This window comes from Polaromonas sp. P5_D5 (genome assembly GCF_054049435.1).
Genome location: NZ_JBFUMJ010000004.1, coordinates 255,160 through 270,667, shown reverse-complemented (window position 1 = coordinate 270,667; position 15,508 = coordinate 255,160). Strand labels below are relative to the sequence as shown.

The 15,508-nt window shown below is 58.1% G+C and carries 15 protein-coding genes; 7 read left to right on the top strand and 8 right to left on the bottom strand.

Going from position 1 to position 15,508, the window contains the following annotated elements; all coding sequences use genetic code 11:
• Nucleotides 1–124: 124 nt before the first annotated feature.
• On the top strand, nt 125–697 hold the full coding sequence (locus ACXJKE_RS17675) for an adenine phosphoribosyltransferase (protein WP_457281899.1): 573 nt from the start codon (nt 125–127) through the stop codon (nt 695–697).
• Between the two features lie 126 nt (nt 698–823).
• Here ACXJKE_RS17675 and ACXJKE_RS17670 read toward each other — a convergent pair whose 3' ends face one another.
• The 7 genes from ACXJKE_RS17670 to rpmH all read right to left on the bottom strand — a co-directional run bounded on the left by ACXJKE_RS17670 (nt 824) and on the right by rpmH (nt 6,715).
• Nucleotides 824–1,615, bottom strand: a complete 792-nt coding sequence (locus tag ACXJKE_RS17670) for a hypothetical protein (RefSeq protein WP_457281898.1) — start codon at nt 1,613–1,615, stop codon at nt 824–826.
• Nucleotides 1,616–1,861: 246 nt separating this feature from the next.
• Nucleotides 1,862–2,353 (bottom strand): Crp/Fnr family transcriptional regulator, encoded by a 492-nt coding sequence (locus ACXJKE_RS17665; RefSeq protein ID WP_122954706.1) that lies wholly within the window; start codon nt 2,351–2,353, stop codon nt 1,862–1,864.
• Nucleotides 2,354–2,538: 185 nt separating this feature from the next.
• A complete protein-coding gene (gene mnmE, locus ACXJKE_RS17660; RefSeq protein WP_457281897.1) occupies nt 2,539–3,951 on the bottom strand; it encodes a tRNA uridine-5-carboxymethylaminomethyl(34) synthesis GTPase MnmE in 1,413 nt (470 codons plus the stop codon).
• 120 nt (nt 3,952–4,071) lie between these two features.
• A complete protein-coding gene (yidC, locus tag ACXJKE_RS17655; protein ID WP_457281896.1) occupies nt 4,072–5,799 on the bottom strand; it encodes a membrane protein insertase YidC in 1,728 nt (575 codons plus the stop codon).
• Entirely contained in the window at nt 5,796–6,113 is a 318-nt protein-coding gene (gene yidD / locus ACXJKE_RS17650; protein ID WP_457281895.1) for a membrane protein insertion efficiency factor YidD, read from the bottom strand. Before yidD ends, yidC begins: the two co-directional genes overlap by 4 nt.
• Nucleotides 6,110–6,529 (bottom strand): ribonuclease P protein component, encoded by a 420-nt coding sequence (locus tag ACXJKE_RS17645; RefSeq protein ID WP_457281894.1) that lies wholly within the window; start codon nt 6,527–6,529, stop codon nt 6,110–6,112. Before ACXJKE_RS17645 ends, yidD begins: the two co-directional genes overlap by 4 nt.
• Before the next feature lie 51 nt (nt 6,530–6,580).
• Nucleotides 6,581–6,715 (bottom strand): 50S ribosomal protein L34, encoded by a 135-nt coding sequence (rpmH, locus tag ACXJKE_RS17640; RefSeq protein WP_007862708.1) that lies wholly within the window; start codon nt 6,713–6,715, stop codon nt 6,581–6,583.
• A gap of 424 nt (nt 6,716–7,139) precedes the next feature.
• Between rpmH and dnaA the strand changes: the two genes are divergently transcribed.
• The 6 genes from dnaA (at nt 7,140) to ACXJKE_RS17610 (ending at nt 14,746) form a co-directional block, all read left to right on the top strand.
• Nucleotides 7,140–8,534 carry a chromosomal replication initiator protein DnaA gene (gene dnaA / locus ACXJKE_RS17635; protein ID WP_457281893.1) on the top strand — a complete coding sequence of 465 codons (1,395 nt, stop codon included), beginning with the start codon at nt 7,140–7,142 and terminating at the stop codon, nt 8,532–8,534.
• A 318-nt stretch (nt 8,535–8,852) separates the two neighbouring features.
• Nucleotides 8,853–9,959, top strand: coding sequence for a DNA polymerase III subunit beta (gene dnaN / locus ACXJKE_RS17630; RefSeq protein WP_457281892.1), 1,107 nt, complete (start codon nt 8,853–8,855; stop codon nt 9,957–9,959).
• Nucleotides 9,960–10,073: 114 nt separating this feature from the next.
• Nucleotides 10,074–12,698, top strand: coding sequence for a DNA topoisomerase (ATP-hydrolyzing) subunit B (gene gyrB / locus ACXJKE_RS17625; RefSeq protein ID WP_457281891.1), 2,625 nt, complete (start codon nt 10,074–10,076; stop codon nt 12,696–12,698).
• Nucleotides 12,699–12,726: 28 nt separating this feature from the next.
• The gene (locus ACXJKE_RS17620; RefSeq protein WP_457281890.1) at nt 12,727–12,984 is read left to right on the top strand and encodes a DUF3297 family protein; all 258 of its coding nucleotides are present in this window, start codon (nt 12,727–12,729) and stop codon (nt 12,982–12,984) included.
• Between the two features lie 121 nt (nt 12,985–13,105).
• Nucleotides 13,106–13,714: a 3'-5' exonuclease gene (locus tag ACXJKE_RS17615; protein ID WP_457281889.1), complete on the top strand. Its 609-nt coding sequence runs from the start codon at nt 13,106–13,108 to the stop codon at nt 13,712–13,714.
• 192 nt (nt 13,715–13,906) lie between these two features.
• Nucleotides 13,907–14,746: a DUF3883 domain-containing protein gene (locus ACXJKE_RS17610; protein WP_457281888.1), complete on the top strand. Its 840-nt coding sequence runs from the start codon at nt 13,907–13,909 to the stop codon at nt 14,744–14,746.
• A gap of 64 nt (nt 14,747–14,810) precedes the next feature.
• On the opposite strand, the gene ACXJKE_RS17605 is transcribed toward ACXJKE_RS17610, so the two are convergent.
• The gene (locus tag ACXJKE_RS17605) at nt 14,811–15,428 is read right to left on the bottom strand and encodes a hypothetical protein (protein ID WP_457281887.1); all 618 of its coding nucleotides are present in this window, start codon (nt 15,426–15,428) and stop codon (nt 14,811–14,813) included.
• Nucleotides 15,429–15,508 lie beyond the last annotated feature (80 nt).

Genomic DNA, 15,508 nt, shown 5'->3' with positions numbered 1-15,508 from the left:
CGGGCCGCCCGTCGCAAAGAGGGGCTTCCGGGGAAACATCTCACCGCTTTGTTCGCGCCTGCAGCAGGTCGTTGTTCGTTGGTACTGACGGCACAATATGGGCGCCACCCACCTTGGACACGCCATGCCTGATCTGCACAGCCTCACTCACCAGACCGTCGGCCAGTACCTGAAGAACCATATCCGCACCGTGCCCGATTGGCCGGCCCCCGGCGTACAGTTTCGCGACATCACACCGCTGCTGCAGAACCCCAAGGTCTTTCGCGTGCTGATCGACGCTTTTGTGCACCGCTACATGGACGGCAAGCTCCGCCCCGACATCGTGGCAGGGCTGGATGCGCGCGGGTTCATCCTCGGCGCCGTCATCGCCTATGAGTTGAATGTTGGCTTTGTGCCGATACGCAAAAAAGGCAAACTGCCCTTCACGACCGTGCAGGAAACCTATGAGCTCGAATATGGAAGCGCCACCGTGGAGCTGCACACCGATGCGGTCAAACCCGGCGACCGGGTGCTGCTGATCGACGACCTGATCGCCACAGGCGGCACCATGATGGCCGGCAAGAAACTGCTGGAGAAGTTGGGCGCCACTGTCACCGAAGGTGCGGCGATTGTTGACCTGCCGGAACTCGGTGGTTCAGAAAAACTGCGGGCAGCAGGGCTGCCGCTGTTCACCTTGATCGACTTTTCGGGGCATTGAGCCGCGGGATGCAGTTCTGGAAACTGCCCGGAGAGAGAACGGGTTCAGCTATAACTTTTTTAGCTGCTTGCGCCCACCGCTATTGGGTTTGAAGCCTATTTGTCTTAAATTTAAAGCCGGCTCGGCCTAATTCAAATCGCCATACTGCGTGCTGCTCAGCGCTGGTGACGTGCTGAATTCCGGCGGCATTTCGGTGTCTTCAAAGCCCGTCAGCAGCGTGTATGAACGTGAGCGCGGGCCGCTTTGCACTTTGACCCCTTTTTCCGGCGCGACTGCGGGGCCTTGTGCAGACGCAGCAACCAAAGCTTGTTTGAAGGCGGCAACCTCGTCGGCCTGGATAGGCTCATACCGTGGTGTTGCGGGTTTGACGGGCGCGGGCGCGCGGGTTTCTACATTGGCTTCAGCGTGTGCTACTACGGGTGCATGTACAACGGGTGCTGGTACAACAGGTGCTTGCACGGCCTGCGGTGGCGTCGGGGCCTGTTTGACCACGACCGCCATTTCCTCCAGGCGCCAGTACACAGCGGGTACCGTGATCTCAAAGCGCGCTTTGGCGTGCTGTGTGATCGATGCCTCAATTCCACTCAATTGCTCGGACGTGCCGCCAAATGCTTTTGCCAGGTCCATCATGACCAGGAATTCATTGCCGCTCTGGTCGAGCGAAAGAACTTTGAATTTGTAGCTGGCCGAGAGCACGCCGGAGCGGGTCATGGCCTCACGAATTGCTACGTACAGCTGCTCGCGGCGGGCGTGACGCTTGAGCTTGCCGGAATCCGCGGGAGCAGGGTGTTCGGGGGAGAGTCGCTGGGGTACGGACGTAGCAAATTTGTCGCGTCCGACGGACGCGCGTTTTTGTTCGTCATTCGCAGCCGCGCTGGCTTGCTGCGGTTTGTCGGAAAACCAGTTTAAGAAAGACATGGGCAATGTTCTCGTGATGAATGTTGATTTTCCGTCAATGCACGGAGTGAATCTGTAAGCAATATCGCAAACGGTTCAGCTGTTGTTTAGCAGCAAATCCTGTTGCCGACTTTATCGAATCACCCATGCAACTGTCTGGTAAAAAATCACGCCCGTCACGTTTTTGAGAACGCCTGTGACGCCCAAAAGTATTACGGCAGGGGATCAGTTGTCTGATCATGCCGGTGCCCGACAGCGGGGCGACGCTCAGGTCACGGCAACGCGCTTGGGACGGTTATAAAGTCGTTTGGCCATAACCGACCCCATTGCCATGGTCAGCTCCAATGCAATAGGGCTGTGGCGGTTTGCCAGCTCAAGGAACCGCATCGGCGTGAGGCACCAAAGCTTGCAAGGCGTCGACGCATGGACCGTGGCACTGCGCGGCATGTGCGAGAAGAAAGCACCTTCACCGAGCACGGTACCTGCACCTACCAGTGCCATTCGCACGCGGGCCTTTTCATCTTCGTAATGAACGCTCAGCGTGCCGCTTTCCACAAAATACAGCGTGCGATCCAGCGCGCCCTGTTCCATCAGCACCTGGCCACTGTTGAGGGCGAAAGGCTGCATGTAGCTGGCCAGGATGTCCCAATGCGGCTGGTTGAATTGACAGCGCAATGCGTCACTGGCGTGGCAGTGAAGAATGGCCTGGGCAAGGCCCTGAATGTCAAAACGGATGGCGGCAGGTAGTGGAGCGTTCATAGTGGGACGGAAGATACCTTCGCACTACATAGCCCGCAAGAGACGTTAACGGCCCCTTACACCTGATACAGGAAAGCCGGAGTTGTAATTTCCCCTCGACAGAGCCCCATTTTTGACTGTTTTGGGGCATTTTTCGCGGCATGGAACCGCTTGTCCCCAGACAAGGCCCGCCTGTCGCCGGTTTACTACTTTCCAATACAGAATCTGGAAAAAATTTCGCCCAACAAGTCATCCGGTGTGAACGCACCGGTGATCTCGCCGAGGTGCAGTTGCGCCTGGCGCAAATCCTCGGCAAGCAGGTCCAGGGCAGGGTGCCCCGCGCGAATCTGCGCATGGGCACGCCCGAGTTGTTCGGCGACCTGCTGCAGGGCATGCACGTGGCGTTCGCGGGCCATGAACACACCTTCAGGGGCGGCCTGCCAGCCCACGACGTGCAGCAGTTGCTTGCGCAGCGCCTGCAGGCCGTCGCCGGTTTTGGCGGAGATCAGAACACCGCCGCTGATTGTGCCCAGCACATCCGCGTCAGCCGCGTCCGACTTGTTCCAGACATCGATGATGGGCGTGTTGCGTGGCAGCTCGCGGCTCAGTACTTCTGCGATGTGTGCGTCAGCGGCCAGGTAATCGGCGGCACGCCGGGTCAGGTCATGCAGGAAGAGCACCGCGTCGGCGCTGGCGATTTCAGCCCACGCGCGTTCAACGCCGATTTTTTCCACTTCGTCGAGCGCGTCCCGCAGGCCGGCTGTGTCCACCACGTGCAGCGGCACGCCTTCAATCTGGATCAGCTGCGAAACCTTGTCGCGTGTGGTGCCGGCAATCGGCGTGACGATGGCGAGTTCGGCGCCGGCCAGCGCATTGAGCAGCGAACTTTTGCCGGCGTTCGGCTGGCCAGCGATCACCACCTTGATGCCTTCGCGCAGCAAGGCGCCCTGCACCGCGCGCTGCATCACGCCGGCCAGCGTCACCTGCAAGCGCTCAAGCTGGCCCTGTGCGTCTGCCTTCTGCAGGAAGTCGATATCTTCCTCCGGGAAGTCCAGCGTGGCTTCGACCAGCATGCGCAGATGGATCAGCTGCTCCAGCAGCGTGTTGACCGCCAGAGAGAATTCACCCGACATTGAACGCGCGGCTGATCGTGCCGCGGTTTCAGTGCTCGCGTCGATCAGGTCGGCAATCGCCTCGGCCTGCGCCAGGTCGATCTTGTCGTTGAGGAAGGCACGTTCGGTGAACTCGCCCGGTTGCGCCACGCGCAGCCCCGGCACGGCCGCTTGGCCGGTCACCGGGTCTGGCGCCGCACCGGCCTCGAGGCATCGCGCCAGCAACAGCTGCAGCACAACAGGGCCGCCGTGCGCTTGCAGCTCCAGCACGTCTTCGCCGGTATAGGAATGAGGCGCCGGGAAATGCAGGGCGAGCCCTTGGTCGATGGCTACGCCATGCGCATCGCTGAAGGGAAGGTAGGTCGCCTGGCGCGGTTGAAGCTGGCGGCCGCAAATCGCTTCCACGACGGGCGCGATGTGCTTGCCGGACACCCGCACAATGCCCACCGCACCGCGCCCGGGCGCGGTGGCGATAGCAACGATGGGGTCGTGGTGTCGGGCCAGCATGGTGGTAGATGTTAAGGGGCAAACCAGATCTTGGCGCCTGGGTAAGGAGCGCAGCCGCGAAAGTCGGTTTCCCAAGAAAAAGGGCCGCGAAGCGGCCCAATTTTTTATTCCGTGTCCGCCTTATTTGAATTTCGGCAGGTTGAACTGCGGCGGCACGCCCATGCGCGTGTTGATCACCCACTGCTGCGCGATGGACAGGATATTGTTGGTAATCCAGTACAGCACCAGGCCAGCCGGGAAGAAGAAGAACATCACGCTGAAGATCAGCGGCATGAACCACATCAGCTTGGCTTGCATCGGATCCGGCGGGGCGGGATTGAGCGCCGTTTGCAGCATGGTGGTCAGGGTCATCACCACCGGCAGGATGAAGAACGGATCCGGCGCCGAGAGGTCATGAATCCACAAAATCCAGGGCGCACCGCGCATTTCAACGCTGGACAGCAGCACCCAGTACAGCGCGATGAACACTGGGATCTGGATCATGATGGGGAAGCAGCCACCCATTGGGTTGACTTTTTCCTCACGGTAGATTTTCATCATCGCCTGCTGCATTTCCTGCGGCTTGTCTTTCAGGCGTTCACGCATTTCCATGATCTTGGGATTGATCGCCTTCATCTTGGCCATGCTGGCATACGCCTTGGCGTTGAGCCAGTAGAACGCAATCTTGAGCAGCAGCACGAGCGCCACGATGGACCAGCCCCAGTTCTGGATAAAACCGTGCAACTTGTCGAGTAGCCAATACAAGGGCTTGGCCAGGATCTTCAAGTAGCCATAGTCCTTGACCAGCTCCAGCCCGGGCGCCAAGGCTTCCAGCGACTTTTCTTCCTGCGGACCGATAAAAAAGATCGAGTCAACCGTCTTGGTTGCGCCAGGGGCAATGCTATCCAGTGGCGTAATCATGCCCACGGCATACAGATTGGTGTCCACCTTGCGGAAGAACAGGTCGCGCTTGATACCGTCACCCAGAATCCAGGCTGTGGCGAAATAGTGCTGCACCATGGCCACAAAACCGTTGGTCGCCTGTTTTTCAACATCAACCTTGCCTTTTTCGATGTCCTTGAATTCGACCTTCTGGAATTTCTGTGCTTCGGTGTAGACAGCCGGGCCGGTGAAGGTCGAGTAGAACGACGACTCGCCGGGTGGTGGGTTGCCATCACGCACGAGCTGCAGGTAAAGCTGCGGAGCGACCGCGGCTGTGCCGGTATTGACGATCTCGTGGCGCACGGCAATGTCGTAGACGCCGCGCTTGAGCGTGTAGGTCTTGACCAGCTTGACGCCGCCGACGTCGGCCGATTCGAACTTCACTTCCAACTCGTTCACGCCTTCCTTGAGCGAACGCTCACCAGGAACTGCCTTCATCGGGGTCTTGTGGGTCGGGAAGCTGCTGCCGCCCGTGGCGCCGGCGATAAGGCCGGTTTGCGCGACGTAAACACGTTTGGCGCTTTCATCCAGGAGTACAAAGCCCTCTTCCTTATTGGCCATGTCCTTGAGCTTACTGAAGGCCGAATGCACCAGGGTGCCGCCTTCGCTGTCAAAGGTCAGCGCGAGCACGTCGGTGTTCACCAGCACGCGCTCTTTGGTCGCCGAAGTTGCGGTGGATGGTGCGCCGCCAGGCACGGCGCCTGGGGTGGCTGTTGCACCGACGGCCTGAGGCGCCGGTACCGAAGAAGCTGCTGCGCCGGTAGCGGGTGCAGAAGCGGCAGACCCAGCGGCCGGCGCCTTGGCGCTTTGCGTTGCTGACGGGAAAAAGGTCGCCTTGTGGCCGTTATATACCTGCCATTGGTCCCACAAAAGGACCATGGAAAAACCAAAAATCACCCACAGGATGGTGCGGCGGATGTCGTTCATGACGGCGTCTTTTTAGAAGGGGTGGAGGCCACAGGCGTGGCCAGGCGGGAAAAGAGGGGAACAGGCGGCACCGGGTCGTGCCCGCCATCGCACCAGGGATGGCAGCGTACCAGCCGGCGCAAAGTGAGGTAGCTGCCGACTGTTGCGCCGTGCTGCTGCAGGGCCTGCAGTGAATAGGCGGAACAGGTCGGCTCAAACCGGCAGGCTGAGCCCAGCCATGGGCTGAGCAACAAACGGTAGCCTTTGACCAGACCGATCAGCAGGGTTTGCGGCAAACGGAAAAGAGGTGCCAGCGCGGCAAAAGCGGAACTCATGGCGCCTTGGCTCCTGCCTGCATCAGCGCCAGCACTTCGGTGCGTACCGCCAGCTTGAGCTGCTCGGACGTCGCGCTGATGAATTCCTTGCGCGAAAAATCACGCCGCAAGCGGACCACAAAAGCAGCCTGAGGATACTGATGCGAAAAATCAGCGCTCACGGTGTAGATCTGTCGTTTGATGGCGTTACGTGTGACGGCGCGTTTGGCCCAGCGTTTGGGAACCATGGCCCCAAGCCAGACATCCTGTACGGGAAACAGCGGCTTTGCCGCGAGCACGTCCGCCAGCTTGCCTGGCTCAGCTTGCACGGGCTTTGCGTCCAGCGCATTGCGGTGCAATGCGAAGTGCGTTGTCTTTGCAACAATGGCGCCGGCAAGAACTGCCTGGAACTGGGGTCGGGTTTGAAGCCGTTGCACGAGCGCCAGGCGTCAGTTTAAAAAACTGCGAATGGCCAGCAGAAAACAGGCTTATACGGCCAGGCGCTTGCGGCCTTTGGCGCGGCGTGCAGCAATCACTGCGCGGCCGCCACGCGTTTTCATGCGGGTCAGGAAGCCGTGCGTACGAGCGCGTTTGACTTTGGATGGTTGGTATGTGCGTTTCATGATTGAGTCCTACTAGCCGGTCAGCTACAAAGCTTTCCCCTTTGCCGTTACCGTGCCTTAGTTATAAGACACACTGCTTTGGGCGATTCGAATGATCTTGGTGGCCGTACAACACAACCATCTCTGCAAGTCTTCAAGGCAGGCAAAACCCGCCGCGAATCAGGGAAACCCATGATTATCGCAGATTTCCTAACGCTGGCAACAAGTTAGCCTGCCCATTTGGGGTAAAGGCTGAGATGCGGCGAACCGGGTCGCTACATACCCCAAACCAGTGCCGAAAATAGGTTGAAACCCGGATCAATTATTTTGTGGATAACTCCCCGTCCGGACTACAATTGCCGGTGCTCAAAATTAACAATATCCACAAGCAGCTCACCGCTGCCGGGCGCCTCTTGCCAGGCCAGCAACCCAGCCAAAACCAGCCATGAGTGAGGCATCCGTCCAAAACCTGAACCAGGACTTGTGGCAAAGCTGCGTCGACCACCTGGCCCAGGAATTACCTGAACAACAGTTCAATACCTGGATCCGACCCCTGCTTGTCGAGGTCGCTCCCGACCTCACCAAAGTCACCGTTTTAGTAGGCAACCGGTTCAAACTGGACTGGGTTCGCGCCCAATATGCCGGCCGTATTTCGGCCCTGCTTGAGAAGATTTCCGGGCAAAGCATCCCTCTTGAGTTAGCACTTGCTCCGCGCGAAGCGCCCGCCAAATCTTCATCTTTGGTTCGCAGCTTTGAAGGCTCCGGCGTTCCTGAGCCCGTCGGCCTGGGCGTTCCCGAAGAAGCCGCCGGCGCGCCGTTCAAGAATCGGCTCAACAGCGCGCTGACCTTCGACACCCTGATTGAAGGCACGGCCAACCGCATGGGCCGGGCCGCGGCGCTGCATGTTTCCAGCAGCCTGGGCCAGCTTTACAACCCGCTTTTTATCTACGGCGGCGTCGGTTTGGGCAAGACCCATTTAATGCACGCCATCGGCAATAAATTACTGTCGGACAACCCCGCCGCCAAAGTTCTCTACATCCATGCTGAACAATTTGTTTCAGATGTGGTTAAAGCTTACCAGCGCAAGACTTTTGATGAATTCAAGGAGCGTTATCACTCGCTCGATTTGCTGCTGATTGACGACGTCCAGTTCTTTGCCAACAAGGACCGCACCCAGGAAGAGTTTTTCAACGCTTTCGAGGCCTTGCTGACCAAAAAGTCGCACATCGTGATGACCAGCGACACTTATCCCAAGGGTTTGACGGATATCCACGAACGCCTGGTCTCGCGCTTTGATTCCGGCCTCACCGTCGCCATCGAGCCGCCCGAGCTCGAAATGCGTGTCGCCATCCTGATCCGCAAGGCCGAAGCCGAAGGCGCCTCCATGCCCGAAGAAGTAGCCTTCTTCGTCGCCAAGAACGTTCGCTCCAACGTGCGTGAGCTCGAAGGCGCCTTGCGCAAGATCCTGGCGTACTCACGCTTCAATCTCAAGGAAATCTCCATCCAGCTGGCCCGTGAGGCCCTGCGAGACCTGCTTTCCATCCAGAACCGGCAGATCAGCGTCGAGAACATCCAGAAGACCGTCGCTGACTATTACAAGATCAAAGTGGCCGACATGTATTCCAAGAAGCGGCCGGCCAGCATTGCGCGGCCGCGGCAGATTGCCATGTACCTGGCCAAGGAACTCACGCAAAAGAGCCTCCCCGAGATCGGTGAGCTCTTTGGCGGGCGTGACCACACCACCGTGTTGCACGCCGTCCGCAAGATGTCTGCCGAACGCCAGCAAATGACAGAGCTCAACCAGCAGCTGCATGTGCTTGAACAGACCCTGAAAGGCTGAGGAACAGCCTCCATGCGTCCCATGAACCCCACGAACCCTCTAGCGCCCGGTTTTCACGGTGTTTTACAGAGCCCAGCCACCCTCACAATAACTTTGGGGACAACTTTTGAACAACCCATGGCTTATCCACAGAAGCAGATGACAATCGAAAGTTGTTCATATTCAGCAGTGCAGTTCAGGGGCGTCTGAACACATGGTTAAACAAACGCCAAGTGGTTGATCAAAAAGGGGAAAATGGCACTATCCACAGATGGGCGCCACCCTTATCTACTACTACTAATTTGAATTAAAGAATTAAAGATATATACAGAGGAAGTCATGATCGTTCTGAAAGCAACCCAGGATAAAGTTTTGTCGGTACTGCAGTCGGTGGCCGGCATCGTTGAGCGCAGGCACACCTTGCCCATCCTTGCCAACGTGCTGATCCGCAAAACTGGCGCCCAGCTGCAGCTCACCACGAGCGATCTTGAAATCCAGATCCGCACCACTGCCGAGCTCGACGGCGATGCCGGCAACTTCACCACCACTGTGGGTGCCCGCAAGCTCATCGACATCCTGCGTTCCATGCCCAGCGACCAGACCGTCTCGCTCGAGTCGTCGCAGAACAAGCTGATCCTCAAGGGCGGCAAAAGCCGCTTCACCCTGCAAACCCTGCCCGCTGAAGACTTCCCCCTGGTGCAGGAAGCCGCCAATTTCGGCCCCAGCTTCTCCGTGCCGCAAAAGGTTTTGAAAGAGCTGCTCAACCAGGTCTCGTTCGCCATGGCGGTGCACGACATCCGCTACTACCTCAACGGCATCCTCTTCGTCGCCGAAGGCAAGCAGCTGAGCCTGGTCGCCACTGACGGCCACCGCCTGGCCTTCTCGTCGGCCACGCTCGATGTTGAAGTGCCCAAGCAGGAAGTGATCCTGCCGCGCAAGACCGTTCTGGAAATGCAGCGCCTGCTCAGCGACAAAGAAGGCGCCATCGAAATGCAGTTCGCCGGCAACCAGGCCAAGTTCAGCTTCGAAGGCATGGAATTTGTCACCAAGCTGGTCGAAGGCAAGTTCCCCGACTACAACCGCGTGATTCCCAAGAACCACAAAAACATCATCACCCTGGGCCGCGTGCCCCTGCTGGCCAGCCTGCAGCGCACCGCCATCCTGACCAGCGAAAAGTTCAAGGGCGTGCGCCTGAACATCGAACCCGGCACCCTGCGCGTGGCTTCCAACAATGCCGAGCAGGAAGAAGCCGTCGACGAGCTCGACATCGACTACGGCGGTGACGCCATCGAAATCGGCTTTAACGTCACCTACCTGATCGACGCGCTGGCCAACATGGACCAGGACATGGTGAAGATCGAACTGGCTGACTCCAACAGCTCCGCGCTGCTGACCATCCCCGACGACGCAGCCTTTAAATACGTGGTGATGCCGATGCGCATTTAACGCGCTGACCACACGCTAACCAACAACCAGACCCGCGACTCTCCGCGGGTTTGGTCATTCAAGAGATTGAAGAAATCGAAGCAATTCGAGAAAAGATCGGAAATAAAGCTGGCTATGACTGAAGAAAACACACCGAACGAAGCCGATCAGGTAAACGTCAACGACGGCGCTGCAGGCGAGGGAAGCTCCAATTTCCAGCCCAAGATCGACACCAACCAGGCCGGCGCGTCCGAAGCCTATGGCGAAGGCTCCATCCAGATCCTGGAAGGCCTGGAAGCCGTGCGCAAGCGCCCCGGCATGTACATCGGCGATACGTCTGACGGCACCGGCCTGCACCACCTGGTGTTTGAGGTGGTAGACAACTCCATCGACGAAGCACTGGCCGGCCATTGCGACGACATCGTGGTCACCATCCACACCGACAACTCCGTCAGCGTGACTGACAACGGCCGAGGCATCCCGACCGGCATCAAGATGGACGACAAGCACGAGCCCAAGCGCTCGGCCGCTGAAATCGCCCTGACCGAGCTACACGCCGGCGGCAAGTTCAACCAGAACAGCTACAAGGTTTCAGGCGGCCTGCACGGCGTGGGCGTGAGTTGCGTCAACGCACTCAGCAAGATGCTGCGCCTGACGATTCGCCGTGACGGCAAAGTGCACGTCATGGAGTTTTCACGCGGCTTTGTACAAAACCGCATCATTGAGCAAGTCAACGGTGTTGATGTGTCGCCGATGAAAGTCATGGACGACACCGACAAGCGCGGCACTGAAGTTCACTTCCTGCCCGACACCGACATCTTCAAAGAGAACAACGATTTCCACTACGAGATCTTGAGCAAGCGTCTGCGCGAGCTCAGCTTCTTGAACAACGGCGTGCGCATTCGCCTCAAAGACGAGCGCAGCGGCAAGGAAGACGACTTTGCCGGCGCCGGCGGCGTCAAGGGTTTTGTTGAGTTCATCAACAAAGGCAAGACGGTTCTGCACCCCAACGTGTTTAACGCCATGGGTGACCGCCAGAGCGACCAGGGCACCAACATCGGTGTTGAAGTTGCCATGCAGTGGAACAGCGGCTACAGCGAGCAAGTGCTGTGCTTCACCAACAACATTCCCCAACGCGACGGCGGTACCCATCTGACGGGCCTGCGCGCCGCCATGACCCGCGTCATCAACAAATACATCGACGACAGCGAGCTGGCCAAGAAAGCAAAAGTTGAAGTTACTGGTGACGACATGCGCGAAGGCCTGTGCTGCGTGCTGAGCGTGAAGGTGCCTGAGCCCAAGTTCTCCAGCCAGACCAAAGACAAACTCGTTTCCAGCGAAGTGCGCGGCCCGGTTGAAGACATCGTGAGCCGTCTGCTGCACGACTACCTGCAAGAGCGCCCCAACGACGCAAAAATCATCGTCGGCAAGATCATTGAAGCAGCCCGCGCCCGCGAAGCCGCTCGAAAAGCCCGTGACATGACGCGCCGCAAAGGTGTGCTCGACGGCATGGGCCTGCCCGGCAAGCTGGCCGACTGCCAGGAAAAAGACCCCGCCATGTGCGAGATCTACCTGGTCGAGGGTGACTCCGCCGGCGGCTCTGCCAAGCAGGGCCGAGACCGTAAATTCCAGGCCATCCTGCCCCTGCGCGGCAAGATCCTGAACGTTGAAAAAGCCCGCTACGAAAAGCTGTTGACCAGCAACGAAATCTTGACGCTGATCACCGCCCTGGGCACCGGCATCGGCAAGGCCGGCGGCATTGGCGGCACACCCGGTACCGACGACTTCAACGTCGCCAAGCTGCGCTACCACCGCATCATCATCATGACCGACGCCGACGTTGACGGCGCCCACATCCGTACACTGCTGCTCACCTTCTTCTATCGCCAGATGCCCGAGCTTGTTGAGCGCGGCCACATCTACATTGCGCAGCCACCGCTGTACAAGGTCAAGGCCGGCAAGGAAGAGCAGTACCTCAAAGACACTGCAGCGCTTGACGGCTTCCTGCTGCGCATTGCGCTCAAAGATGCGTCTGTGCAAACCGGCGCTGAAGGCAGCACGGTGCTCACGGGTGAGACGCTGGCCGAACTGGCCCGCAAGCACCAGCTGGCTGAATCCGTGATTGCCCGCCTGCGCGGCTTCATGGACGCAGAAGCCCTGCGCGCCATTGCCGACGGCGTGAGCCTGAACCTCGACACCGTGGCCGACGCTGAAGTGTCGGCCGTGACACTGCAGGCCAAGCTGCGCGAGCTCAACACCACCGGCGCCCCTGCCGAAGTGGCCGGCGAGTTTGACACCCGTACCGACAAGCCCATTTTGCGCATCAGCCGCCGCCACCACGGCAACGTCAAGAGCAGCGTGCTGACGCAAGACTTTGTGCACGGCGCCGACTACGCCACCCTGGCCGACGCAGCCGCCACCTTCCGTGGCTTGATAAGCGAAGGCGCAAAAGTCATGCGCGGCGAAGGCGAACGCCAGAAGGAAGAAAAGATCGGCGACTTCCGCCAGGCCATGGCCTGGTTGATTGGCCAGGCTGAAAACGCCACAGCACGCCAGCGCTACAAAGGCCTGGGTGAGATGAACCCCGCCCAGCTGTGGGAAACCACCATGGACCCGACCGTGCGCCGCCTGCTGCGCGTGCAGATCGACGACGCTATCGAAGCCGATCACGTGTTCACCATGCTGATGGGCGACGAAGTGGAGCCGCGCCGCGAGTTCATTGAACAGAACGCCCTGCGCGCCGCCAACATCGACGTCTAAGCGACTCACTCAGTTCCTACTTGACACCATGACCGAAGAAATCAAAACAGCAGAGCGCCCAGCGTTGCCCGACCACCTCTCGACCGACGAGCGAAGCCCGCACTTCGTCAGAGCGATCTTTGAGCACGACATTGGCATCCGCTTCAACGACAAAGAGCGCAACGACGTTGCCGAGTACTGCATCAGCGAAGGCTGGATCAAGGTGCCCGTGGGCAACAAGGTCGATCGCAAGGGCAATCCGCTGATGATCAAGCTCAAAGGCAAGGTAGAGTCGTTCTACAAGTAAGCAAGCCGCCCGGCCCAGGTCAATGCATTGACTAACCGGACATTGATCAACACCATGAAGTTTGAACCTCTGCAGGTCCATTTCATGGTGTTTTTATTTTGGTGATCACATTACCTGAGCCATGAGCCGCATCGCCGTCATCGACTTTGAAACCACAGGCCTCTCGCCCGCGATGGGCGACCGCGCGACGGAAGTGGCCATCGTGCTCGTCGAGCACGGCCAGGTGGTCGACAGGTTCCAGAGCCTCATGAACGCGGGGCGCTATATCCCGTCCTTCATCGAAAACCTGACGGGCATCAGCAACGCCATGGTTGCCGCCGCCCCTGCAGCGGAGAAAGTCATGGCCGAGGCCAATCGTTTTGTCGGCAACGCGCCCATGGTGGCCCACAACGCTTCGTTTGACCGCCGGTTCTGGGAGGCTGAATTAAGCCGCGCAGGGGAGTTGGCAACACAGCCTTTTGCTTGCACCATGCTCGTCGCCAGAAGGTTGTACCCGCAAGCACCCAGCCACAAGCTGGGCGTGTTGATCGATTACCACCGCCTGCCGAAAGCTGGGCGTGCGCACAGAGCTATGGCTGATGCGGAGATGGCTGCGTCCTTGCTGGGACAGATCCAGGATGATCTGCGTGTTCGTCACCGTGTGGCGAAAGCGGATCATGGGCTGCTGATGGCTTTACAGCGGTGTGCAAAGCCCGCTGTGCCGGCGTTGATGGCGCGATATTCGGATTAAAGCGGGCTAGTTGAGCGGAAGAGCTAGAGACATTTTAGATTGCCGGTATTGGCAAAAGCATAATCGGGACAGCGAGCTGAGGAAGCTCGTTGACGCCGAATGGGCGTCACTTGAAAAAAATGCATGACGGCTGGCGCTTCCTTCTAGCAATTAAATGCTCATGACATTTGGTTTTTAATAAGTGAGGAAATAATGGCTGGAGAAGACTGGACGCGAAGCGAAGTAGAGGCGGTCGTTGCTGACTACCTGGAGATGCTTGCAGCAGTCTTCTTAGGACAACCTCCTAACAAATCAGAGCGGCGTAGGAACTTGCTACAAGTCCTGGGTAATCGAAATGAATCCGCTGTAGAACGCAAGCGTGGCAATGTCAGTGCTGTGATGGTGTTACTTGGATACCACTATCTGCCTGGCTATAAGCCACTGCCTAACTACCAAAAGTTACTGGAAAGCGTGGTTCTTGCGCAGCTAGAAAAGACGCCCTGGCTGGACGAGGCCGCGATGGCTGCTGTTCAGTTGCCGGCAGTTTCTCAATCCATGACCGATTTTTCGAAAGTCAAAACATCTCCACCGAAATTGGCGTTGGGTACTAACGAACCGTCCCCAAGAAAGTTCTTGCCAATTAGACGAGACTATTTGGAGCGAGAGGCTCGGAACCGGTCGTTGGGTCGCGCCGGAGAAGAGTTTGTGGTCGAGTTCGAACGCTGGCGTCTTATGCAGATTGGTGAGGCAAGTCTGGCAAATCGGGTTGATTGGGTGTCGCAAACAGAGGGCGACGGCTTAGGCTACGACGTGCTTTCTTTTGACGCGTTTGGTGAAAAACGATTTATTGAGGTCAAAACTACGGCTTATGGGGTAGCTACTCCATTTTTCGTAACCGATAACGAATTGGCGTTCGCGGATAGCAAAACAGAGCAATTTCATCTGTACAGAGTTTTTGATTTCAGACAAGCACCGAAGTTATTTGACTTGCCTGGCAAGTTGGCGACGCATTGTCTTCTTGACCCTGTTACTTACAGAGCCAGCTTCTCTTAGTGCCTAAGGGTTAATTACGACACAAGTAATTGGATGATGTAATTCAGCCCAGGCAGATAGTCATTTAGCAATGAATCCGGAACTGCCGATCACGCAGTTCTTTTCTCGCGCGAGTAATTTCATCTTGAGTTTGCGCGCTTAACGGCTGCCTTGCCAGCGCATCAAGACGTTTGATTTCTGCGTCAATGAATACACATTCGCTTCTTTTGTCGGGGGTTGCGTTGACAGATGGAGCGATTGTGGACAGCGATGGTGCGGCCGGCGGAATGCGATCCGCCGCCGCCATCTGCGTAGGCGATAGGCCTGTCATCAGGTTGTGGTCGGCCTTGGTGACGACTTGCGCACCTGCCGCGCCTTGTGGACAGGCGTTGTCGCTGTAGATGGTTTTGCCATTGATCACGCACTTGGTGACGATGCGAGTGCCCGGTGCTGGAGTCGCGGGTGCAATTGGTTGCGGCTGCGCTGATGTTTGGGGCTGCGGTGAAGGTTGGTTGGTGGCTGGCGCTGCCTGCTTGGTCTTCACTGGTGATACCCGATCGCTCTGCGACTCCCACACCCGATAGCCGGCATAAATGAGCGCCAGAAGAACGAGCAGGAAGCCGATCCAGCGTAAAAGCGGTTGTTCTGGAGTCGGGCTGAATGGCCGCTCCCGGTCACCGCTCTTCATGAAATCTTGGTCCATCAGTTTTTCCCCCTACCTGTTTTGTTTGCAACAACGATACCGTATGAATATGCGTTGGTGGACTGGGGTCTTCGTTGCCA